The organism is Arthrobacter sp. SD1074B (assembly GCF_056780195.1).
On record NZ_JBRAZT010000001.1, the window covers coordinates 2,908,414 to 2,929,801 of the forward strand.

General features: G+C 64.9%; 19 protein-coding genes. 12 read left to right on the forward strand and 7 right to left on the reverse strand.

Annotated features, from left to right (window positions below):
* Positions 1–639 precede the first annotated feature (639 nt).
* Entirely contained in the window at positions 640–2,727 is a 2,088-nt protein-coding gene (locus ACUYM2_RS13465; RefSeq protein ID WP_481600510.1) for a putative bifunctional diguanylate cyclase/phosphodiesterase, read from the reverse strand.
* 815 nt (positions 2,728–3,542) lie between these two features.
* On the opposite strand from ACUYM2_RS13465, the gene ACUYM2_RS13470 reads away from it, so the two are divergent.
* Positions 3,543–3,959, forward strand: a complete 417-nt coding sequence (locus ACUYM2_RS13470) for a hypothetical protein (RefSeq protein ID WP_481600511.1) — start codon at positions 3,543–3,545, stop codon at positions 3,957–3,959.
* 186 nt (positions 3,960–4,145) lie between these two features.
* Here ACUYM2_RS13470 and ACUYM2_RS13475 read toward each other — a convergent pair whose 3' ends face one another.
* Positions 4,146–5,021 carry a helix-turn-helix transcriptional regulator gene (locus tag ACUYM2_RS13475; RefSeq protein WP_481600512.1) on the reverse strand — a complete coding sequence of 292 codons (876 nt, stop codon included), beginning with the start codon at positions 5,019–5,021 and terminating at the stop codon, positions 4,146–4,148.
* A 182-nt stretch (positions 5,022–5,203) separates the two neighbouring features.
* Here ACUYM2_RS13475 and ACUYM2_RS13480 point away from each other — a divergent pair, with 182 nt between their 5' ends.
* From ACUYM2_RS13480 to ACUYM2_RS13500, 5 genes are all read left to right on the forward strand, one after another.
* Positions 5,204–6,403 carry an MFS transporter gene (locus ACUYM2_RS13480; protein WP_481600513.1) on the forward strand — a complete coding sequence of 400 codons (1,200 nt, stop codon included), beginning with the start codon at positions 5,204–5,206 and terminating at the stop codon, positions 6,401–6,403.
* A gap of 58 nt (positions 6,404–6,461) precedes the next feature.
* The gene (locus ACUYM2_RS13485) at positions 6,462–7,010 is read left to right on the forward strand and encodes a cyclophilin-like fold protein (RefSeq protein ID WP_481600514.1); all 549 of its coding nucleotides are present in this window, start codon (positions 6,462–6,464) and stop codon (positions 7,008–7,010) included.
* Positions 7,011–7,068: 58 nt separating this feature from the next.
* Positions 7,069–8,109 carry an alcohol dehydrogenase catalytic domain-containing protein gene (locus tag ACUYM2_RS13490; RefSeq protein ID WP_481600515.1) on the forward strand — a complete coding sequence of 347 codons (1,041 nt, stop codon included), beginning with the start codon at positions 7,069–7,071 and terminating at the stop codon, positions 8,107–8,109.
* Between the two features lie 74 nt (positions 8,110–8,183).
* A complete protein-coding gene (locus tag ACUYM2_RS13495) occupies positions 8,184–8,516 on the forward strand; it encodes a carboxymuconolactone decarboxylase family protein (RefSeq protein ID WP_481600516.1) in 333 nt (110 codons plus the stop codon).
* A gap of 10 nt (positions 8,517–8,526) precedes the next feature.
* Positions 8,527–8,928 (forward strand): cupin domain-containing protein, encoded by a 402-nt coding sequence (locus ACUYM2_RS13500; protein WP_481600517.1) that lies wholly within the window; start codon positions 8,527–8,529, stop codon positions 8,926–8,928.
* 565 nt (positions 8,929–9,493) lie between these two features.
* On the opposite strand, the gene ACUYM2_RS13505 is transcribed toward ACUYM2_RS13500, so the two are convergent.
* Positions 9,494–10,477: a LysR substrate-binding domain-containing protein gene (locus tag ACUYM2_RS13505; RefSeq protein WP_481600518.1), complete on the reverse strand. Its 984-nt coding sequence runs from the start codon at positions 10,475–10,477 to the stop codon at positions 9,494–9,496.
* Between the two features lie 132 nt (positions 10,478–10,609).
* On the opposite strand from ACUYM2_RS13505, the gene ACUYM2_RS13510 reads away from it, so the two are divergent.
* The 3 genes from ACUYM2_RS13510 to ACUYM2_RS13520 all read left to right on the forward strand — a co-directional run bounded on the left by ACUYM2_RS13510 (position 10,610) and on the right by ACUYM2_RS13520 (position 13,939).
* On the forward strand, positions 10,610–11,989 hold the full coding sequence (locus ACUYM2_RS13510) for an MFS transporter (RefSeq protein ID WP_481600519.1): 1,380 nt from the start codon (positions 10,610–10,612) through the stop codon (positions 11,987–11,989).
* A 109-nt stretch (positions 11,990–12,098) separates the two neighbouring features.
* Positions 12,099–13,310 carry an FAD-dependent monooxygenase gene (locus ACUYM2_RS13515; RefSeq protein WP_481600520.1) on the forward strand — a complete coding sequence of 404 codons (1,212 nt, stop codon included), beginning with the start codon at positions 12,099–12,101 and terminating at the stop codon, positions 13,308–13,310.
* Positions 13,311–13,315: 5 nt separating this feature from the next.
* Positions 13,316–13,939: an NADPH-dependent F420 reductase gene (locus ACUYM2_RS13520; protein ID WP_481600521.1), complete on the forward strand. Its 624-nt coding sequence runs from the start codon at positions 13,316–13,318 to the stop codon at positions 13,937–13,939.
* A gap of 256 nt (positions 13,940–14,195) precedes the next feature.
* On the opposite strand, the gene ychF is transcribed toward ACUYM2_RS13520, so the two are convergent.
* A complete protein-coding gene (gene ychF / locus ACUYM2_RS13525) occupies positions 14,196–15,281 on the reverse strand; it encodes a redox-regulated ATPase YchF (protein WP_481600522.1) in 1,086 nt (361 codons plus the stop codon).
* A gap of 151 nt (positions 15,282–15,432) precedes the next feature.
* Between ychF and ACUYM2_RS13530 the strand changes: the two genes are divergently transcribed.
* The gene (locus ACUYM2_RS13530; protein ID WP_481600523.1) at positions 15,433–16,707 is read left to right on the forward strand and encodes a DNA recombination protein RmuC; all 1,275 of its coding nucleotides are present in this window, start codon (positions 15,433–15,435) and stop codon (positions 16,705–16,707) included.
* Between the two features lie 17 nt (positions 16,708–16,724).
* Here the strand turns inward: ACUYM2_RS13530 and ACUYM2_RS13535 are convergent, their stop codons facing one another.
* Together ACUYM2_RS13535 and ACUYM2_RS13540 are read right to left on the reverse strand one after the other, a co-directional pair.
* Positions 16,725–17,816, reverse strand: coding sequence for a 4-hydroxy-3-methylbut-2-enyl diphosphate reductase (locus ACUYM2_RS13535; protein WP_481600524.1), 1,092 nt, complete (start codon positions 17,814–17,816; stop codon positions 16,725–16,727).
* 22 nt (positions 17,817–17,838) lie between these two features.
* Positions 17,839–18,702 carry a hypothetical protein gene (locus ACUYM2_RS13540; protein ID WP_481600525.1) on the reverse strand — a complete coding sequence of 288 codons (864 nt, stop codon included), beginning with the start codon at positions 18,700–18,702 and terminating at the stop codon, positions 17,839–17,841.
* A gap of 189 nt (positions 18,703–18,891) precedes the next feature.
* On the opposite strand from ACUYM2_RS13540, the gene xseA reads away from it, so the two are divergent.
* Both xseA and ACUYM2_RS13550 read left to right on the forward strand, forming a co-directional pair.
* Positions 18,892–20,178 carry an exodeoxyribonuclease VII large subunit gene (gene xseA / locus ACUYM2_RS13545; protein WP_481600526.1) on the forward strand — a complete coding sequence of 429 codons (1,287 nt, stop codon included), beginning with the start codon at positions 18,892–18,894 and terminating at the stop codon, positions 20,176–20,178.
* Between the two features lie 97 nt (positions 20,179–20,275).
* A complete protein-coding gene (locus ACUYM2_RS13550) occupies positions 20,276–20,536 on the forward strand; it encodes an exodeoxyribonuclease VII small subunit (RefSeq protein WP_481600527.1) in 261 nt (86 codons plus the stop codon).
* On the opposite strand, the gene ACUYM2_RS13555 is transcribed toward ACUYM2_RS13550, so the two are convergent.
* On the reverse strand, positions 20,533–21,387 hold the full coding sequence (locus tag ACUYM2_RS13555) for a PPK2 family polyphosphate kinase (protein WP_481600528.1): 855 nt from the start codon (positions 21,385–21,387) through the stop codon (positions 20,533–20,535). The two genes, ACUYM2_RS13550 and ACUYM2_RS13555, sit on opposite strands and share 4 nt — an antisense overlap.
* Position 21,388: the final 1 nt, after the last annotated feature.

Consider the following 21,388-nt stretch of genomic DNA (forward strand, 5'->3'; position numbering starts at 1 on the left):
TCCCTGGCAGTAAAGGGGAAGCCCCACCAGCAAATGCTGAAGGGGCTTCGACTGTTTTGATTCCGTTATGACGAACATCATCTCCCGAACTTGCGGGAATCCTGGCGTTTCCTGCCTCGTCACCGGCAGACCACGGAGGATCAGATCCCCCGTGCGTTCAAGGGTTCCCCTGTTGTCCGTTCCCGTCCTTCTTTCGAAGAACGTACTAACAGTAATACGCCTGGTTTTTCGGTGGCGCAAGAGCCAACTCTCCCCGCAACCGCGGACTCTCCGGAACGGTGGCGGTGAGTCACCGCAAAAGTTTCAGCGAGGTCAGGACCTGCACCTTGAAGCGGAACTCCACCACGTTCAGCAGCGAGAGTTGGCGGTCCTCGGCGCGAGTGTCACGTCTGCCGCCCGGACACCGGCGGCGGCGTATTCCATACCTTCGCGAAGTGGCCGGTGGTGCCGTAGGAGGGCCTCGTAAAGATGCGTGCAGCACTCCAAAAGTTCAGCGCCTGGGCGGCCTGGACACCGCCGGTGAGCTCCTCGCCCTCGTTGAGCTGGAAGTCGGTCCCACCTCCGCCCGGACAAGTGAAGTGTCCCGGACATGGCAGCGGACTGACCTGCAGTCGGGACTGATCCTTTGACGCCGTCGAATCAGGCCAGACGGGGCGCCGTCCCTTGTCCTGTTTCACCGGCCAAGAGGGCGTCCACTCCGGGCGTCGGCTCTGTATCCCGGGACTGGAGCCAGGAGTCCAGCTCCTCAGCCGAAACCGGCCTGGACATGAAGTAACCTTGGGCGAGGTCACAACCATAGTCACTGAGCGCCCGATATGCCTGCTCGTCTTCAACACCCTCCGCCGTCATTTCAAAGCCGAGGCTGTGGGCCAAGTCGATGGTGGAGACCACCAAAGCGGTTGCGCGGGCGTCATCCATCATCGTAAGGACGAAGGACTTGTCGAGCTTGAGCTCATCGATGGGCAGTTCCCGCAGGTAGGACAGCGAACTGTACCCCTTCCCAAAGTCATCGACCGCGATCCTTACCCCCATCCCTCGGAGGGCCGCCAGAACAGCGCAGGCCCGCTCCCGGTCGGCAACGAGCACGTCTTCCGTGATCTCCACGACCAGCACAGATGGAGACAACCCCCGGGCCGCGGCCATGGCGGCCACCTGTCCAGGCAACCGTGCGTCCATGATCGACCCCGCGGACAGGTTAACCGCAACAGAAATCAACCGCCCCTGCGAGACCCAAAGAGCAGCCTGATCCAAGGCCTTGACCAGCACCACGCCCGTCAGGGCCGGCATCAGCCCAGCCTCCTCAAAGCGACGGAGGAAAGAATCGGGCTGTAACAACCCCAATCCCGGGTGGTTCCATCGAACGAGCGCCTCTACACCGCGGACCTCGCCCGTCCCGAGCTCGAGCTTGGGCTGGAAATGCAGAACGAGCTGATCGTCAGTCAGGGCTGCATTCAACGCCTGCACGCTGTGGAAATGAGTCGAATCGGACACGCCCACCGTCTCCACATAGAAAGCGTGGCCGCGGCGGCTGGACTTCGCCAAATACATTGCCATGTCCGCCTTGCGCAGCAACAAGCTCAGGTCCCGGCCTTGCGTCGGAAAACACGAAATACCGATGCTGGCGTTGACCTGCACCGTGACCCCGCCCAGGTCATACGCGTCGCCCAAAGCCTCCCGAAGCTTCAGGGCAACCACCTCCGCTTCCTGCGGCGTACAGTCGGCTACATGGACCACAAACTCGTCCCCGCCCAACCGGGTCAATAGGTCTGCGCCACGGAGCTTTTCCGATAACCGCGCGGCGACCTGCCTGAGGAGCTCATCCCCCACGTCGTGGCCCAACCCGTCGTTGATCTCCTTGAACTTATCCAAATCCAGCAACAGGACAGCGCCGGCCCGGCGGGCATCGGCCAGCCGCAACGGCAGATCCGCGTACAGTGCGCGCCTGTTCGGAAGACCGGTGAGCTCATCAGTCCTGGCCTGTCGGTTGGCATCAGCCAGCCGGATCCTTTGCCGAAACACCAACGGCAGTACGGCCAACGCCAATGTAAGTCCCGCCAGCACCACCGCCAGCAGCATCACGCGTTGTTGGGTGCCCAGGATTAGGACGCCAAGTCCTGCAACCGTAGCCAGGGCCGGAACGGCCTGAACCGGGATATCGGCGCCCCTAGCCGGTGCGGACTGCCCGGCACCGTCCTGGGATACCGCCCAACAACCGATCAAGGCAGTCCCCAGCGCCCACGCCGCATCCAGCGGAGTTCCCACGACATAAAGATCGTTGAGTTCCAGCAGTGCGTAAACGATGTCGGCGCCTGTAAAGGTCAGCAATCCAGCCACCAGCAGGACCCACCCGCGTCCCAACCCGCTGCCAGGGGTAGCTGCGATTCCCATGACCGTGGCCACCAACAACAGATCCAGCAGTGGATAGGCGGCACCCACTGCCGCCGCCACGGATTGCGGCCCCCCAAAAGCAGACCCAAAAACCGGTCCCATGACCACTGCCAAAGCTGCTGCGGCCCCAAGGCCTCCCACAACACTGTCTAGGACGACAGGCCAGGTCATATCACGCAGCCGCCCCCTGACGACCACCAGCAACGCCGCGAGCATCAGGCTGTAGAAGCCGACATATCCAATATCCGCGGGCGAAGGCAGGGGAACATTTCCACCGCCGGCCGACTGCACTGCATAGTAGGTGTCGCCTGCGGCCTGGCATGACACGGCAGCTGCCACCAAAGCGATATCCGGTCTGCGGGAGCGCGCTCGTCCGACCACAAGCCAACATACGACCGCCGGCAGCCAAACCGTCAGGAGCGACAAGAACCCATCGACAAGGGGACTGAAAGCATCCGAATCACGGCACAAGACGCCGCCCACATACAGGACCGCGGTAGCAATCATGCCCCCGGAGGACAGCCAGATGAAACGCCTCGACGAGTGGACTCCGGCGCCGGCCACATCCTGTCCCGCCATCAGCCCTCACCCCAGCAACGAGCCACAGGAGCGATCCGCAAAGCAACGCCGCGCCTGGCTTTCGAAAAGTCACCAATTAGAACAAAGGCGTCGACAACGTTGCAGATCATGATGCTCCTCCGCGGAAACCTTCCGCTTCATACTTAGCTATCGACCTACAAACGCGCGCGGTAACAACACCCCGCCCATAAGGAGCCGTTATTTCGGCACAGCCCTGGGGAAGTCCCGGCCCCGCACTCTCTTGCCGTAGGCGCCGGTTCCCTGGTGTTGCTGCTTAGTTTGGCCGTAAGCGCGGGTCTTACGGTCCACGCGTCAGTTGCGCGGCCGTCCCCAGGACGGTTGAGCCGGTGGAGCGGGCACGTAAAATCCAACGGAGAGCAGCAAAAAGGAAAGAGATGCTTGTGCTGCCCGAGCGCAGCGGGGCCGTTTCGTTCTTGTCGCTGAACCCCAGTGAGTCTTCCGCCCCCCTTTTGCGATCCCGGGCCGGGGGCGGCATGGAACCCTGACCGGCCCGGTGTAGTCTCTGAACAACGACAGCCTGAGGGGGCAGCGCCATGAATCGTTACTCAATTCCAATGATCACAGCCGTGCTCGGCGTGGCAATCCTGCTCGGCGGTTGCACCGCCCCGTCAGGTCTTAAGGCCCTGGACCGCCAAGCAACCGCGGAAGACAAAATGCCGGAAGGCATCAACTTCCAGGGAACGGAAGTAAACACCGAAAACGCCCGTCTGCTCGTTTCAAAAGACGGGGTGAAGTACTTTGCCGCGAGAAACGAGAACACGCATGAGGCGTGTCTGGTCATCGCTCCCGACGCGAGCCCCTCGCTCTGGGTAGCTGGCTGCAGTAGCTACGCCCGCGGCGGGGAGGTCGTCAAGGTCAAAGGCCCAACAGGCATTTCTGCCGTCCTCGTGACTGACGGCACCGACACTGGCCAGTTGGAGTCGGAGGGCTGGACCAAGGTGCATGACAACGTCCTCACCTCCCGCGGGTAGGAAAGGGACCCACCTGCTCGAATCTAACCCGGGAATACGTATGGCCGCTAAGAACGTGCGTTCTTAGCGGCCATCGCAAAAGGTTTCAGGGAGGCCCGGACCTACACGTTGAACCTAAACTCGACCACGTTCCGTCACAGAATAACCTTTGCCCATAGACGGTTACCGCCCCGTAGTGGAGGTGCCTTAGCCGTGCGCAGGCGCGTTGGATCCCGTAGCCGCCCAGCTGGCCAGTAGCCTGAGTCGCTCGGCGCTGGGCGAGCCGGGTTCGGCAGTGTAGATCATGAGGACGCAGCCTGGGTCGGCAGTGATGATGAGTTCTTCGTAGGCGAGAGTGAGTTCGCCGACGACCGGGTGGTTGAATCGTTTTGTGCCGGTCCCGTGGGTCCGGACATCATGGGCGCCCCACAGCTGCCGGAACACATCGCTGCGCGTGGACAGCTCACCGACGAGGTCCTGGAGGCCTTTGTCGTTGGGATCACGCCCGGCCTCGGTGCGCATGATCGCCACGCACATCTCAGCGAAAAGCCCCCAGTCAGGATAGAACTCCCGGGAGGCAGGGTCCAGGAACTGGAACCGGGCCAGGTTCGGCGTGCGGCCGCCGTCGCCGATTAGGGGCGAGTAGAAAGCTCGTCCGAGCTCATTAGTGGCTAAGAGGTCTTGGTGCTGGTCGCGTACGAAAGCGACACCGCTAGTGATCGTACTGAGCACCCAGTGCAGGCTGGACCGACTGATGGCGTTCTTGGTGGATCTCCGGCGGGGACGCCCGGACAGTGGAATGCCGTCGGCAGCCCGGGCGAGGTCGAAGAGGTGAGTCCGCTCCGTGTCATCGAGGAGAAGAGCGCGGGCGATGGCGTCTAGCACGGACGAGGAAGCCCCTCCGATCGCGCCCCGTTCGAGCTTGGCGTAATACTCGACGCTGACATCTGCGAGTACCGCAACTTCCGTGCGGCGAAGCCCGGCAACGCGTCTGTTCGACCCGGCGGGAAGCCCGGCCTGTTCGGGGGTGACCTTCGCGCGGCGCGACATCAAGAACTCGCGTACCTCGGCCTTATTGTCCATGCCACGAGAATACGTCCCTCAAACCCTTGTTGAGGTGCCCTGGTGGTACACCCCTTGACAGAGAGTCCCGCACTGGACGGTTCGCGTATTGACTGGATAAAGATTCCCCACCGGCGGCATGACCCGGAAACCGCTTCCATCACATTCTCCCGCCGATCGCCGCCTCACTCCCTAAGGATGCAATGACCACCATTACCATCGCGCCGGCCCCGGAATCGACCAAGAAGCCGAAACGGCTGCCGCTCGCCACCCTGGCCGCGCTGGCCGTCATCGGCTTCGTCCTCGTTGCGATGGAGACCATGCCGGCCGGGCTGCTGCCGATTATCGCGGCGGGGATGGGGATCCGCGAAGGCACCGTCGGACTGTTCGTCAGCGCCTACGCCCTCGGCACGGTGATCATCACGATCCCCGCCATCACCCTGACCCGGGGCATGCGCCGCAAACCGTTGCTCCTCGGCGCGATCCTCGGCCTGGTCCTGGCCAACACCACCACCGCCATTTCCGGCGACGTGACCCTGTCGCTGGTGTCGCGGTTCATCGCCGGCGCGTTCTCGGGAATCATCTGGGGGATGCTGGCCGCCTACGGCCGGAAGATCAGCCCGCCCTCCCGTGCAGGCCTGTCGCTGGCGATCGTCTCCGTCGGGGCGCCCGTCGGATTCGCTCTCGGCACACCACTGGGGGCCTGGCTCGGAACGACCTTCGACTGGCGGTGGGCCTTCGCCGGACTCACCGCCGTTGCCATCATCGCCGGTGTCTTCATCGCTGTTATCGCGCCCGACGCCGGCGGGCAGCCCGGCGCCTCCCGGCTTCCCCTGGCCCGGGTGCTCCGGATCCCCGGCATTGCCGTGATCCTGGCGGTCATCTTCACCTGGATGCTGGCCCACAACACCATCTATACCTACATCGCCCCCTACCTGCGGACCACCGGCAGCAGCCTCACCGTCGACGTCGAACTCTTCATCTTCGGGGTGTCCTCGATCGCCGGAATCGTCATCACCGGCGCCCTCCTGGACTGCCATCCCCGCCCGCTGCTGCACGGGAGCGTCGCCTTGTTCATCGCTGCCGCCGTCGCGCTGCTCGTGGGCCACGCGTTCCTGCCGGCGGTGATCGCCGCGACCGTGCTCTGGGGAATCACGTTCGGCGGGGCGGCCGCGCAGCTCCAGGCCGCACTCACCACCACCGGAGGCGCGGACTCCGACGTCGCCAACTCATTCCTGCCGGTGGCGTTCAACCTCGCCATCTTCAGCGCCGGCATCCTCGGGGCTGCCCTGCTGACGGCGTACGGCGCCCTGGCGCTGGCAGTCCTGATGATCGCCGCCGGCCTGGCCGCACTCGCCCTGACCGTCTACGGACGGCGCACGGCATTCCCCGGCCGCCTCTAGCAACAACGGCAACGCGCGGCAGACGTCCTCCTCGCCGTATCCCGGAAAGGATCCACTTATGAACACTCGCAACCGTTTCTCATCGGGAAAAGCCTTGCTGCCAGGCGCCGTGGCGCCTGCGATGGTCCTGATCGCTACCGCTATTGCTGTGGCCGGCTGCAGCTACAGCCCCGGCGGCGGCGCTGACGCGCGACCGTCCTCCCCTGGCTCACCGGCGACCGATCCGACTGCCGCCCCGACCGCAACGCCAACCACCACGCCGATTGTCATCGAGCTCCAGGGCAAGCGAATTACCGGAGAACTCGACGGCAGCGCCACCTCAGGCTCACTCCTGGCCCAGCTTCCCCTGACCCTGGCGTTCCGGGACCACGGCGGCCAGGAAAAGCTATCCCAGCTACCGGCCCCGCTGGACCTCCAGGGCGCGCCAAAGGGAAGCGAGGCCGCTCCGCTCACCGTTGGGTACTACGCCCCCGATCAAAGCCTCGTCCTTTACTACCGGCACGTTGGCTACTTTAACGGGATCGTGCCCATCGGCACCTACGAAAACACCGACGCCATTGAAAACCAGGTGGAGGGATTCGCAGCCACCATCCGTAGAGCCGACTGACCGGCACAGCCGACTTGGCTCTCCCAACCACCCGACCACCACAGCTCAGGAGATAACAATGAAAGCAACCTACATGTTCGGCCCCGGCGACGTCCGTATCATTGACGCCCCGGACCCGGCCCTCAAGGACACCACCGACGCCCTGGTCCGGATAGTCCGGGCTTGCGTTTGCGGATCGGACCTGCACCCGTATCACAGCATGGAGAGCAGCCCCGACGGCGTGTCCATGGGGCACGAGTTCATCGGCATCGTCGACGAGATCGGATCCGACGTCCGGACCCTCACCCCGGGCGACCTCGTCATCGCCCCCTTCGCGTACTCGGACGGAACCTGCGAATTCTGCCGGGAAGGGCTCCACACCTCGTGCCTGCACGGAGGCTTCTGGGATGCACCCGGAATGGGCGGCGGCCAAGCCGAAGCCATCCGGGTTCCGTTCGCCGACGGGACCCTCGTGAATGTACCCGGCGTTGACGAGAAGTCTCCGCTGCTGGCCTCGTTGCTGACCCTGTCCGACGTGTACGGCACCGGGTGGCACGCAGCCCACCGCGCCGGCGTCACCGAAGGGGACACCGTTGCCGTCATCGGCGACGGCGCCGTAGGCCTCATGGCCGTGCTCTCCGCCAAGCAACTGGGCGCCGAACGCATCATCCTGATGGGACGCCACCAGTCCCGCACCGACCTCGGCATCGAGTTCGGCGCCACCGACGTCGTCGCCGAACGCGGCGCGGAAGGTATCGCCAAAGTCCGGGAGCTCGCCGGCGGTCACGGGGTGCCGAAGGTGCTCGAAGCGGTCGGATACATGCCGACCTATGAGCAGGCCCACCGCATCGTCCGCCCCGGCGGAATCATCAGCCGCGTCGGAGTTCCCCAATACGAAGAAGCCCCCGTCGGCTTCGGCAGCCTCTTCGGCGGCAACATCACCCTCACCGGCGGTCCCGCACCCGTACGGGCCTACATCGAGCAACTGATGCCGGCCATCCTCGACGGCACCGTGAACCCCGGCAAAGTCTTCGACCGCACCGTTGGCCTCGACGAGGTCCCCGACGGCTACCGCGCCATGGACGACCGCCAAGCCCTCAAAGTGATGATCGCCTTTTAGCATTCAGAACTGAAAAACCCCGGCTACAACCGTCAGGCACCGCAGCACTCCTACCGAAAGAAAAGGAAGAGAACATGACACGACAACCCAAACAGGTCGGAGGGGGCCGAAAGATGTTCGGAGATTTCGCCCCGAAGCTCGCCGCACTCACCGACGACGTGCTCTTCGAGGACGTCTGGAACCGGCCCGAGCTCTCCGCCCGGGACCGCAGCCTCATCACCGTGGCGGTCCTCACCGCCGGCGGCAACACCGAACAGCTGGGCTTCCACCTGGGCCGCGCCGTCGAGAACGGCGTGACCCGCGACGAACTCATCGAAGCCATCACCCATGTCACGCTCTACGCAGGCTGGCCTAAGGGCATGGCCGCGATGGGCGTGGCCAAACAACTCTTCACCGACAACGCCTAAGGAACCCACTATGAACATCGAACCCGCCAGCCCCACCACCAAGAACCCGGCCGCCCAGTTCGCTGGCGACGTCTGGCTCGACCCGATCGCGCTGCCGCATGAGGCCGGCCAGACCATGGTCGTCGCCGCCGTGCGCTTCGCCCCCGGCGCCCGCACCGCCTGGCACTCCCACGAACACGGCCAGTACCTCCGCGTCACCCAGGGTGTGGCCCGTTTCGGCGGCCGCGACGGCACCATCATCGAGGTCTACCCCGGCCAGACCCTGTACACCCCGCCCGGTGAAGAGCACTGGCACGCCGCGGCGCCGGGTTGCTTCATGGAACACATCGCCATGCTCCAAAACGGCGAAGACCCCGCCAAGACCACCACCTGGGCCGAACACATCACCGACGACGAGTACAACGGCCACTAACCCTCTGATGCCATTCACCATCCCTCGGTCAGCGGGCAGGTTCACTGCCTAGCAGGGCGTCGGGAGGGAAGCGTCCACTCTGGTGCAAACGTCCGACTACGCCATTGGACGAACATCAGCGCGTGCGACAGCTCCTCAACACACCCCCTTTGCTCGCTAAGCAGTGGGTGTGCCACATAACGCCCCGTCTGGCGGCGTCATTACGACTTGGCAACCGGCGGCAAAAAGCGCATAGTCGCCAAGAACACTTGTTCTTGGCGGCTATGCAAAGGTTTCGAGTAGGTCAGGACCTACACATTGAATCTAAATTCCACCACGTTCCGTCACAGAATAGCCTCTGAACGAAGGACCCGAAACAGGACTCTCGCGTGGTGGGACTTCGGCATATCGATCATTCCAACTTTCCCGGGGGACACGTCTCACCCATCCAGTCGGAACGATCCAGATCTTCCGGGGCTGGATAGCGATGCGCAATCCTTCCATAAGACCATGCTCAGTTGATCGCGTCGCCCGCCAGACGCTTTCCCCAGGGGAATCTGGCCGTTCCCTCGATTGACCCTAAGACCTACTCCTGGGCAGCGTTTCGCCCCGAGTCAGACAGGGCGGCGCCGTCGTGCGCGACTGTGTTCTGAACTACATTGGCGCGACCGTAGGAGCCGAGCTTCTCGACCGCGTAGTCGAGCAGGGCCGCGGCGCGCGGCGTAAGGATCATGTCCTCGGGCCAGATGCCCACGACGCGGGAGAGGGTTACCGGCGGGTCGAAGGGGCGGACGGCGACCGGCCGCCCCTCGGCGCTCATAGGGAGCACGTTGGGCCTGGACATGAGCAGGCCGTAGCCCACGCCGCGGCCCACGAGCGCCTCGACAAGACCGATCTGGGTGACCCGGGCACCGATCCTGGGCTCCAGCCCACGCGCCGCGAACGCCTCGACTATGTTGATGGTGCTCGGGGCTGCGTCGTAGAGGATCAGTGGCTCGCCTGCGAGATCGGTGAGATCCACGGTGCTTCCCGCCGCGAGCGGGTGGTCCGGATGCAGGTGGGCCTCGAGCTCAGTCGGGTAGATCTCGCGGCGACGGTACCCGACGGGGAGGAACCTTTCGTACATGATCGCCACATCGAGGCGCCCCGACTGGAGCGCTGGTAAAAGGTCGTCGGTGCTCCCCACCGTGATCTCAAGGTCCACCCCGGGGTGCCTCCGCGGGTAGCCTTCGAGTAGCTCGGGCACCACGCTCGTGGCGAAGCTCGCGTAGCAGCCAAGCTTGACGGGACCCCGCAGCTCCTCTCCCCGGCGGGAGCCCAGGACGAGCTCGCGTGTGTCCACGAGGATCCGGCGCGCATGCATTGCAAAGTTCTGCCCCGCCGGAGTCAGGGTCAGTCCCCGCGCCTTGCGGCGCACGCATAGCTGCTCCCCCACAGTCTTCTCTAGCCCCGTTACGGCTTGGGACAACGCCGACTCCGAGATATGCAGATGCGCCGCCGCGGCACTGAGCGTAGTGAAGTTTGGCAAGGCTGCGAACAATTCGAGTTGCCTCATGCTTACCCCGGCCATGATCACCTCAGCATCGATAGTGCTTCTTAAGCAAAACAGGACTATATCCACACATTACAGACATTTACATGAGGATGTGAATTGGCTCACCATGAAGCATCCGAATCACCCGCACTCCTCCAAGGGACAGCAATGACCTCCTCCACTGCAGTTAGCAATCCCGCCACGCAGCGTCGCGTCGCCTTTGCAACGATCATCGGCACCACGATCGAGTGGTACGACTTCTTCATCTACGCGTTAGGCGCAGGCCTCGTGTTCGCCCAGCTCTTCTTCAAGCCTGCCGGCGAGGACATCGGGCTCCTGCTCTCCTTCGCCACGGTCGGCGTCTCCTTCCTCTTCCGGCCGTTCGGCGCGTTTCTCGCAGGGCACTATGGCGATAGAATCGGTCGCCGTGCCATGCTGGTCCTCACGCTCATTCTCATGGGGGCGGCGACGACACTAATCGGCGTCCTGCCCACGTTCGCCCAGATCGGCATCGCAGCGCCGATCCTCCTGCTCCTCCTCCGCATCCTCCAGGGCGTCTCCGCCGGCGGCGAGTGGGGCGGCGCAGTCCTCATGGTCGTCGAGCACGCCCCTGCTGACCGCCGCGGCCGCGCCGGCGCATTGCCGCAGGTCGGTGTCCCTCTCGGCTTTCTCCTCGCCTCGGGCGTGATGGCCCTCATGACCGGCGCCGTCTCCCCCGGCAAGGCCTTCCTCGAATGGGGCTGGCGCGTGCCGTTCCTGCTGAGCATCGTGCTCATCGTCGTCGGCTACCTGGTCCGCCGCGCCGTTGAGGAGAGCCCAGTGTTCACTGAGATCGCCGAGCGCGGCCAGCAGACCAAGGCCCCGGTCGCGGTCCTCTTCAAGCGGCACTGGCACCTCGTGATTCTCGCCGCGCTTGTGTTCGTGGGCAATAACGCCGTGGGCTATATGACCACCGGCGGTTTCCTCCAGAGCTACGCCACCGGAAAGCTCAAGATAGACACCACGGCGATGCTCATCGCCTCCGCGGTCGCCTCGGCGGTGTGGTTCGTCGCGACGCTCGTTGCAGGGCGCCTCGCCGACTCGATCGGCCGGCGGAACACCCACCTCATCGGCTTCGCGGTGCAGGCCGTGATGGCCTTCCCACTGTTCTGGCTCGTCAACACGGCGACGCTCCCCGGGCTCTACGCCGGGCTGATCCTGCTCTCGATCGGCCTCGGCCTCACGTACGGGCCGCTGGCGGCGTGGTACGCCGAGATCTTCCCGGCCTCCATTCGCTTCTCGGGAGTGGCCATCCCCTACGCGATTGGGTCAATCCTCGGCGGGGCGTTCGCGCCCACCATCGCCCAAGCCCTGCTACAGGCCACGGGCACCACGACCGCAATCTCCTGGTACATCCTCGTCGCCACCCTCGTGGGGACCGCCGCGACGCTGTGCCTACGCGACCGTCGCGGCATCCCCCTGGGCCCCGACCACGAGGCCGAGCAGGCGAGCGGCGCCACGATGTTCGCGCCGAACGTGGCCCACAGGGAAGTTGTGAGGAGCCGGTAGCGACCCCGTTGACCTTTCACCCGTCACATTTGGGGAACCGAGCGCCATTCCGTCAAAGCCTTTAGGGCAGCCAAGTCTAGGCGTCCTGTAATTCAGTCGAGGAGAACTCATGTTAAATCGCACCACCAGAATCGCGGTCATTGGTGGAGGGATGGGCGGGCTCACCGCTGCGATCGCACTGACGAGGGTCGCTGGTGTCCAAGTCACGGTGTTCGAACAAGCAAGAAAGCTGGGCGACGTAGGCGCAGGCGTCACAGTCGCCCCGAATGGCCAGCGCGTTCTCGACAAACTCGGTGTGCTTGAACAGATCAAGAAGGCAGGCGCGACGCCGGACGGGCACGGTGTCTACCAGGACGCCATGGGCAACCTGGTTGCCGAAGCAGCTTGGGAAGATTCAGCAAAGCGATATCGGAATATCGGCATGTACAGGCCCGATCTCGTCAATGTTCTAGCTCGAGAAGTCGCTGCCGACACGATCCGTCTCGGCCATCGACTCACTTCGATTCAGGCGCTGGACACAGCCGTCCGCCTCGGATTCGAGAACGGCATACAGGATGAGTTCGATGCTGTGGTGGGCGCAGACGGCATTCACTCGATGGTGAGGGATTCCCTGATGCAACTCCCCGCCCCCGTCTACTCCGGATTCATCGCATACCGCGGTGTACTTGACGCGAACCTCCTCCCCGCAGACTGGCCCATGATCAGCCAGGTATGGATGGGTGAGGGAAAGCACTTCATGTGCTACCCGCTGCAGCAACGCAAGTTGTTCAACTATGTCGGGTTCGTACCCAGTGACCGGCCCCTTAAGGAATCCTGGTCGGCTCCGGGGGACGTGAGCGAACTCGCCGCCCAGTTTGAGGGTGAGAAATGGGACCCAAAGCTCCGCCACTTCATTCAACTCATCGACAAGACCTTTTGGTGGGGCCTCTACGACCACGAGCCCCTCACTAATTGGTCGCGAGGGCGCGTCACATTGCTCGGCGACGCAGCACACACGATGCTGCCGCACGCGGGCCAGGGAGTGAACCAGGCAATGGAGGACAGCATTACTCTTGCCTTCTTCCTAAGGGAGGCCGAAGGCGCCGACGGGATTCCCGAAGCCTTCAAGCGCTACACCGCCGTTCGAATGCAACGCACGGCGATCTTGCAGAACAGCTCCCGCAGAAGCGGCTCGCAGTTCGACGCGCAGAATGAATTTGAGGACACCAAAAAGCGTGACGCTGACTTGCGCGCAGGACGCGATTTTCGCCGAAGTGTGCTCTTCGACTTCGACGCGGTGGCAGCCGCCGAAAAGGCACTCAAACGTTTCAGGAGGATTTAGTTCGCATGACATCGATCAGCATCATTGGCACCGGCAAGATGGGCTCAGCAATTGCCGAAGTATCGGCGCGAGCCGGGGCGAGTATCCAAATCATCAGGCGCAGGGCGGGGGCTGGCTCGGCCGCGGAGCGTTCGGACGCGGAATATGGGTTTGTCGGCGATGAACTCACAGGTGACCTCGTCGTCCTAGCAGTTCCATATGAAGCGTACCCGGATGTACTTGAGCACTATCGGGACCGACTCAGAGGCAAGGTCGTCATCGACATCAGCAACCCCATCGATTTCACCACGTACGATGAGCTGCTGGTCCCACCGGACTCCTCCACTGCGGTTGAACTTTCCAAGGCCCTCCCGGCGGGCGTGGCAGTCGTGAAAGCGTTCAACGTCAATCTCGGCGACACGCTCAGCACCGGCACGAATGGCACAACGCGCACGACTGTCCTGTTCGCCGGAGACGACCCAGAGGCGAAAATAGCAGTCGCTGCCCTTCTCGAAGGCGCAGGACTCCGGGCCGTCGACGCCGGCCCTCTTTCCCGAGCAAGGGAACTTGAGGCGATGGGCTTTCTCCAGATCGTCCTGGCGGCAATCGGGAAGACACGATATGAGTCCGGGTTTGCACTGCTGACATGAGCAGGAATCCGCAGCCTGGAACGTCAGACACTGGGCCTGTTCCTGCATTTTTACGCCTTGGTCCGCACGGACCAGCTGGACGGGCCGTCCCGGAGGCCCTGTCGCCACGGCGCAAATTTAGGGCTCCGTGGGAGCGCTGGCGTTCGAGGTCATAGACCTCTCGCATCCCCGACTAATGCCCGGCCCCAAAAGCCGATGGCCGCTAAGAACGTGCGTTCTTGGCGGCCATCGCAAATGGTTTCAGGGAGGCCAGGACCTACACGTTGAACCTAAACTCGACCACGTCGCCGTCGGCCATAATGTATTCCTTGCCTTCGATCCGGACCTTGCCGCGGGCCTTCGCCTCGGCCATGGAGCCGGCCTCGATGAGGTCGTCGAAGGAGACAACCTCGGCCTTGATGAAGCCGCGCTGGAAGTCGGAGTGGATGACACCGGCAGCCTGCGGAGCGGTATCGCCCTGGTGGATGGTCCAGGCGCGTGTTTCCTTGGGGCCGGCGGTGAGGTAGGTCTGCAGGCCCAGCGTGTGGAAGCCGACGCGCGCCAGCTGGTCCAGGCCGGACTCGTCCTGGCCGTTCATCTCCAGCATTTCGCGGGCTTCCTCCTCGTCCAGTTCGACGAGGTCGGACTCCAGCTTTGCGTCAAGGAAGATGCAGTCGGCCGGGGCCACCAGAGCGCGCAACTCCTCCTGCTTTTCAGGGCTGCCCAGGATGCCCTCGTCAGCGTTGAAGACGTAGATGAAGGGCTTGGCCGTGAGCAGGCCGAGTTCCTTGAGGTGTTCCATTTCCAGCTTGTCGCTCTTGATCGAGGAGAAGATGGTGTCGCCGCGCTCCAGCACCGCCTGGGCGGCCTTGACGGCGGCCAGTTCGGCGGCCTCTCGCTTCTTGATCTTGACTTCTTTTTCGATCCGCGGGACGGCCTTCTCAATGGTCTGGAGGTCCGCCAGGATCAGCTCGGTGTTGATGGTCTCCATGTCCGAGCGGGGATCGACCTTGCCGTCGACGTGGATGACGTCGGGGTCATCGAACACGCGGACGACCTGCGCGATCGCCTCCGCCTCCCGGATGTTCGCGAGGAACTGGTTGCCCAAGCCTTCCCCTTCGGAGGCGCCCTTGACGATGCCGGCGATGTCCACAAAGGACACGGCAGCCGGGAGCAGGCGTGCGGAGCCGAAGATGGCGGCCAGCTTCTCGAGCCGCGGGTCCGGCAGGTTCACGACGCCGACGTTGGGTTCGATCGTGGCGAACGGATAGTTCGCCGCGAGCACCTGGTTGCGGGTCAGTGCGTTGAAAAGGGTTGATTTGCCGACGTTGGGCAGTCCGACGATGCCAATAGTAAGAGCCACGAGTATTGATTCTACCGGTAAACGGCCCCATCCCCTGCGGCGGCAGGAGCCCGTTCACGGTCGGCGTCGCCCGGGGCGGCCGGGGCCTGCGGATCAGGCGTCCCGAGCGTCACTGGCTAAAAGTGTCAGGGCTGCGTGCCAGAGTGAAGGCATGGACGCTTTCGCTCTCATTCTTGCCCTGCTGATGCTGCTCATCGGTGCCGTGGCCGGCGCCGCCTTCACCTTTGTGGTGTCCCGGCGCCGCAGCGCCGCCCTCGAACAGGACTTCGACGGCGTTTCCGCCCGGCTCTCCGAGGTCAGCGCCCAGTTCGCCGCCGCCGACGCCGAACGCCGCCTGCTTGCGGCGCAGAACCGGGAGCTGGGCGACGCCAGGACGCAGGACGGCAGCGTGCTGCGTGCCCTGGCCCCCGTGGCCGAGAAGCTCACCGCGGTCCAGCAGCAGGTTTCGCTGCTGGAGCGGGACCGGCTGGAACAGTACGGCCAGCTCGCCCAGCAGCTGCAGGAGGCCCGGCTCTCGGACGAGCAACTGCTGCGGTCAACGCATGCGCTTGAGTCGGCCTTGCGGTCCAACAGCGCCCGCGGCCAGTGGGGCGAGGTGCAGCTGCGCCGCGTGGTGGAGGCGGCAGGGATGCTCCGGCACGTCGACTTCCACGAGCAGCTGCATAGCTCGGGCTCCGGGTCCGAAAACACCGTCCGGCCGGACCTCGTGGTGCAGCTCCCGGGCGACAAGCAGCTCGTGGTGGACGCCAAAGTGCCGCTGACGGCCTACCTGGAGGCGCAGGAACTGGGCTCACCCGCGGGCAGCAGGTCGCCGGGCGCGGGAACCCTGAACGGCCAGCAGGCGCTGCTGGCCGCCCATGCCAAAGCCCTGAAAGCCCACGTGGACGCGCTGAGCAACAAGAAGTACTGGGACATTCCCGGCAACGCCCCGGAACTGGTGGTGTGTTTCCTGCCCGCGGAGTCGATCCTGGCCGCCGCCCTCACGGCAGATCCGGCCCTGCTGGACTATGCGCTGTCCAGGAACGTCGTCCTCGCCTCGCCCGGGACGCTGCTGGCAGTGCTCAAGTCGGTGGCGTTCACCTGGCGGCAGGACGTGCTGACGGACAGCGCCCGGGAGCTTTTCGAACTGGCGCAGCAGCTTTACGAGCGGATGGGGACCCTGGGCGACAACGTGACGAAGCTGGGCTCATCGCTGAAGACCTCGGTGGACCGCTACAACTCGTTGGTCGGCACGCTGGAAGCCAGGGTGCTGCCCACCGCACGGAAGCTCAATGCCATGGACGGCGCGGGCCTGGCGACTCCGGTCACCGTCGAAGCGACGCCGCGCTCGGTGGCGGCCCCGGAACTGCAACCGGCAATCGGTTCCCGTGAGGCCGTCGCGGGCCGGGCCGATGACGGCGGCGCGTCGGAGGAGTCTGCCGCCTAGGGTTGCGTGGACGGGGCTTAGGACTTTTCCGCGGACCGGGCGCCGCGGCCGCCAAGGGCGCGGGAGACGTCCCCGGCCTGCTTGAGCGTGGCGCGCAGCTCCTTCGGTAGCGAGAACAGCAGGTCCTCCTCCGCCGTGACGACTTCCTCGACAGCACCGTAGCCGTAGTCGGCTAACAGCCGGAGCACGTCCTTCACCAGCACCTCCGGCACGGACGCCCCCGAGGTCACGCCGACGGTTGCCACGCCCTCGAACCAGGACTCGTCCACCTCGTTGGCGAAGTCGACCCGGTAGGAAGCCTTCGCGCCGTACTCCAGTGCCACTTCCACGAGGCGCACTGAGTTGGAGGAGTTCGCGGATCCCACCACGATCACGAGGTCGGCCTGCGGCGAGATCTTCTTGATAGCAACCTGCCGGTTGGTGGTCGCGTAGCAGATATCGTCACTGGGCGGATCCTGCAGCGTGGGGAAACGCTCCTTCAGGAGGCGGACCGTCTCCATGGTCTCGTCCACGCTGAGGGTGGTCTGCGAAAGCCAGATGACCTTCTCCGGGTCGCGGACGGTGACCTTGTCCACCTCGTGCGGTCCGTTGATGATCTGGATGTGCTCGGGCGCCTCGCCGGCAGTCCCCTCGACTTCCTCGTGGCCGTCGTGGCCGATCAGCAGGATGTCGAAGTCGTCCTTGGCGAAGCGGACCGCCTCGCGGTGCACCTTGGTCACGAGCGGGCAGGTCGCGTCAATGGTCCGCAGGCCCCGATCCTCCGCGGACTGCACGACCGCCGGCGAGACACCGTGCGCCGAGAAGATCACCAGGGCGCCCTCGGGAACCTCATCGGTTTCGTCGACGAAAATCGCACCCTTTTCCTCCAGGGAACTGACCACGTGAACGTTGTGCACGATCTGCTTGCGGACATAGACGGGCGGGCCGTAGTGCTCAAGGGCTTTTTCCACCGCGATCACGGCACGGTCGACGCCGGCGCAGTAGCCACGGGGCGCCGCCAGCAGCACCTTCTTCGGCAAGGTAACCGGTGCCGCCGCCAGCACGTCTTCCGGCGTTCGCCGCCGGCGCGGAACGGAGGGCATCGGTATGGAGACAGCGGTGGTGGTCATGCTCCAATGCTACCGGTGTTCGCTAATACCGGTTTTTTGCCGCCGACCGGCGGGCACCGGCTACCCGGAGCACCAGCCCCGAAACCAGCAGCAGCACCCCTGCCGCCACGGCCGCAACAATCCACTGCCCGAAGCCCGCAGTGGAGGCCGCCACGAACTCCCGCTTGAAGATCTCCGCGACGTCGTTCCCGGTGCCGACCCCCTGGACCATCGTTGCCGCGGTATCCGCGCCGAGTTTCCACACCCCGGCCAGGACGAGTGAACCAGCGCCGATACCGGCTAAGACCGTCCACTTCCGCCGGGCGGCTACGAACGCGAGGATGAAAGCGATGGCCGAGCCCACGGCGACGGCGAAGCCCATCGGCGCGTAGGCGGAGACCCGTTCGATCAGCTGGCGCTGGTCGGACTGGCCGATGGCGATCCGCACCTCCGTCGGCGCCTTCAACGGCACTGGCGATACCTCCGAGATCCGTTTGACCACCAGCCCCACCAGCGGGGCGACGTCTAGGGTCAGGGAGGTGGTGCCGCTGACGTCGGGCGGAAGGGTGCTGGGATCGGCGAAGCTCAGCCGGTGGCTCTTGCGCAGCGTCTCCGCCCAGGCATCGGAATACCCGGGCATCGAGGTCAGGGACCGGGCGGCGTCCTGGAGGATCGGCTTGACCACGGCAGCCAGCGCGTCGGGGACCTGCTGGTCGCCAAAGGCGATGCCGTTCACGGCAGCCGTCGCCAGCCGCCGCTGGAAGGCGGGGTCTTTGCCGAGCGGCGCGGTGAGGGCCACGAATCCGTCCTCCTGGACGATATTCCGGTCCACCCACATGGCCGGGACGGCAGCAGCCGCCAAGGCAAGGCCGATCAGCACTGCGACGGCCGAGACAAAAGTGCGCACGAAAGTCTCCTAGGAGGGTTGGGAGTAGAGCCATCCTACGGTGGCGCATCGGCGAACCCGAATGCAGCAGCCCAAAACGTCCGGGCCGGCTGATAGAGCTATGGATAGAGTTGAAGCAGACCCCGTATCCATCAAAGGACTCCTCCCCCATGCACCAGCACCAGGCACTCCCCGCCGGCGGCCACCGGCATGGCTGAAGACACCGCCGCCGCCAGCACCCTGCCGGCCACTGCGGCAGACACCAGCCCGGACAATCCCTGGCCGCTGCAGTTGCTCTCGCAGAAGCTGAAGATGCATATCGATCGCGCGCCCTCGGCCTGGGTCGAGGGCCAAGTGATCGAACTCAACCGGCGCGGCACGAACGCCTACCTCACGCTGCGCGACGTTGACGCGGAGATCTCACTGCCCGCGTCGGTCTGGACCAACGTCCTGGACCGGCAGGCCACCCCGCTGGAGCGCGGCTCCCGGGTCGTTGCGCTGATCAAGGCCGAGTTCTGGCTGAAGACGGGCCGGCTGAACATGTCGGTCAAGGACATCCGGCCGGTGGGGCTCGGAGACCTGCTCGCCAGGATTGAGCGGCTGCGCCAGGCCCTCGCCGCGGAAGGGCTCTTCGCTGACTCCCGCAAGAAACGCCTGCCCCTGCTCCCCCACCGGATCGGCCTGATCACCGGCCGCGACTCGGACGCGAAGAAGGATGTCCTGCGCAACGCCGCATTGCGCTGGCCCGCCGTCGAATTCGAAATCCGCGAGGTCGCTGTCCAGGGCAACACCGCCGTGGCCCAGATCATCGGCGCCCTGCGGGAACTGGACGCCCGTCCGGAGGTGGATGTGATTGTGATCGCCCGCGGCGGCGGCGCCCTGGAGGACCTGCTTCCCTTCAGCAGCGAGGATCTCATCCGTGCGGTCGCCGCCGCTGCGACGCCCGTCGTCAGCGCGATCGGCCATGAAGCGGACCGGCCCATCCTCGACGACGTCGCAGACCTTCGAGCCTCGACGCCCACCGACGCGGCCAAACGGATTGTGCCCGACGTCGTGGAGGAACTGGCCCGGGTCCGGCAGGCCCGCGAACAGCTGCGCCGCGGGGCCACCCGCCTCGTCGAACGGGAAACGGACCGGCTCGCCTCACTCCGCTCCCGCCCGGTGCTGGCGGCGCCGGAGGGCATGGTCACCGCACGGCACGACGACGTCGAACGGCTCAAGGGCCGCTCCCACGCCGCGATCAACACCGCCGTCGTGAGGGCAGCCGACCAACTGGTCCACCTCAGGGCCCAGGTCCGCGCCCTGTCGCCGCAAAAAACACTGGACCGCGGCTACGCCGTCGTCCAGCTCGATGACGGCAACACCGTTCCGGGAATCCGGCACGAGGTCGTGCGGCACCCGGACCAGGTTCCGGCCGGCACAGCCCTGGCCGTGCGGGTGGCCGGCGGCAGGTTCACGGCACAGTCCACCGGCGGCCAGGAGGCCGCCGAGGACTGACCGGCCCCGGCAGTCCACGTCACTCCACACTTCCCGGGCCCGCAGCAGCGGACCCCGACAGCGGTGTTAGCACCGCACCGATCCAAGGAGCATCAGCATGGCAGCAGAAAACGCGGCAGTCCCGGCGACGGACACCGATATTGACGGACTCAGCTACGAGGAGGCCCGCGAACAGCTCGTGGGTGTGGTGGGACGGCTCGAGGCGGGCGGCGCCAGCCTCGAAGAGTCCCTCGCCCTGTGGGAACGTGGCGAAGCCCTCGCCAAGCGCTGCGAGCAATGGCTCGAAGGTGCCCGCAAGCGCCTTGCCGCGGCCCGGGACCAAGCCGGCCAGGAAAGCTCAGCTAAACCGGCCGGCTAGGAGCGCCGCACCAGCTCGCGTTCCATGTCGACATCAAGCTCCGGAACAGGCCACTCGAGCGACAGTGACTCCAGTGCGTCCAGCAGCAACTGCTGGACCGCGATCCGGGCGTACCATTTTTTGTTCGCCGGGACCACATGCCAAGGCGCGCGCTCGGAGCTGGTCTGCTCGAAAGCGGTCTGGTAGGCGTCCATATAGTCTTCCCAGAATGCCCGCTCCTTGAGGTCGTTGCCGCTGTACTTCCACCGCTTGGAGGGTTCCTCGAGCCGCGCGAGCAGCCGTTCCTGCTGCTCGTCGCGGCTGATGTGCAGCATGACCTTGACGATTTTCGTTCCGGCGGCCGTCTGCCGGGCCTCGAATTCGTTGATGGCACGGTAGCGGCGGTCCAGCTCGTCGGCGTCCGCCCAGCGGTGCACCCGGTGGATCAGGACGTCCTCATAGTGGGAACGGTCGAAGACTCCCACCATGCCGGCTGCGGGCACTTCCTTCTCGATCCGCCAGAGGAAGTCGTAGGACTGTTCCTCGGGCGTGGGCGCCTTGAACGACTTCAGCTGCACGCCCTGCGGATTCATCTGGCCCATGACGTGGTTGACGATCCCGCCCTTGCCCGCCGTGTCCATCGCCTGCAGGACCAGCAGGACGCGTTTTTTGCCGCCGGTCCTGGACTCTGCAAAGAGCTGTTCCTGCAGCTGCGTGAGCTTGCCGTCGAGCTCACTGAGCAGCTTCTCGCCGGCAGTCTTGTCACCCGCGTAGCCCGGCGTCGAGCCCGGGTCGACGTCGCGGAGACTGAACTTTTTACCTGCCCGCAGGGTCTCCGAGGGGTGTTTGTCGAAGTCCACGACGTCTGCCATG

Coding starts and splice junctions, on each gene's coding strand:
- ACUYM2_RS13470 (WP_481600511.1), top strand. CDS start 3,543: ATGATCACAGCCGTGCTCGGCGTGGCAATCCTGCTCGGCGGTTGCACC.
- ACUYM2_RS13475 (WP_481600512.1), bottom strand. CDS start 5,021: ATGGACAATAAGGCCGAGGTACGCGAGTTCTTGATGTCGCGCCGCGCG.
- ACUYM2_RS13480 (WP_481600513.1), top strand. CDS start 5,204: ATGACCACCATTACCATCGCGCCGGCCCCGGAATCGACCAAGAAGCCG.
- ACUYM2_RS13485 (WP_481600514.1), top strand. CDS start 6,462: ATGAACACTCGCAACCGTTTCTCATCGGGAAAAGCCTTGCTGCCAGGC.
- ACUYM2_RS13490 (WP_481600515.1), top strand. CDS start 7,069: ATGAAAGCAACCTACATGTTCGGCCCCGGCGACGTCCGTATCATTGAC.
- ACUYM2_RS13495 (WP_481600516.1), top strand. CDS start 8,184: ATGACACGACAACCCAAACAGGTCGGAGGGGGCCGAAAGATGTTCGGA.
- ACUYM2_RS13500 (WP_481600517.1), top strand. CDS start 8,527: ATGAACATCGAACCCGCCAGCCCCACCACCAAGAACCCGGCCGCCCAG.
- ACUYM2_RS13505 (WP_481600518.1), bottom strand. CDS start 10,477: ATGGCCGGGGTAAGCATGAGGCAACTCGAATTGTTCGCAGCCTTGCCA.
- ACUYM2_RS13510 (WP_481600519.1), top strand. CDS start 10,610: ATGACCTCCTCCACTGCAGTTAGCAATCCCGCCACGCAGCGTCGCGTC.
- ACUYM2_RS13515 (WP_481600520.1), top strand. CDS start 12,099: ATGTTAAATCGCACCACCAGAATCGCGGTCATTGGTGGAGGGATGGGC.
- ACUYM2_RS13520 (WP_481600521.1), top strand. CDS start 13,316: ATGACATCGATCAGCATCATTGGCACCGGCAAGATGGGCTCAGCAATT.
- ACUYM2_RS13530 (WP_481600523.1), top strand. CDS start 15,433: ATGGACGCTTTCGCTCTCATTCTTGCCCTGCTGATGCTGCTCATCGGT.
- ACUYM2_RS13535 (WP_481600524.1), bottom strand. CDS start 17,816: ATGACCACCACCGCTGTCTCCATACCGATGCCCTCCGTTCCGCGCCGG.
- xseA (WP_481600526.1), top strand. CDS start 18,892: ATGGCTGAAGACACCGCCGCCGCCAGCACCCTGCCGGCCACTGCGGCA.
- ACUYM2_RS13550 (WP_481600527.1), top strand. CDS start 20,276: ATGGCAGCAGAAAACGCGGCAGTCCCGGCGACGGACACCGATATTGAC.
- ACUYM2_RS13555 (WP_481600528.1), bottom strand. CDS start 21,387: ATGGCAGACGTCGTGGACTTCGACAAACACCCCTCGGAGACCCTGCGG.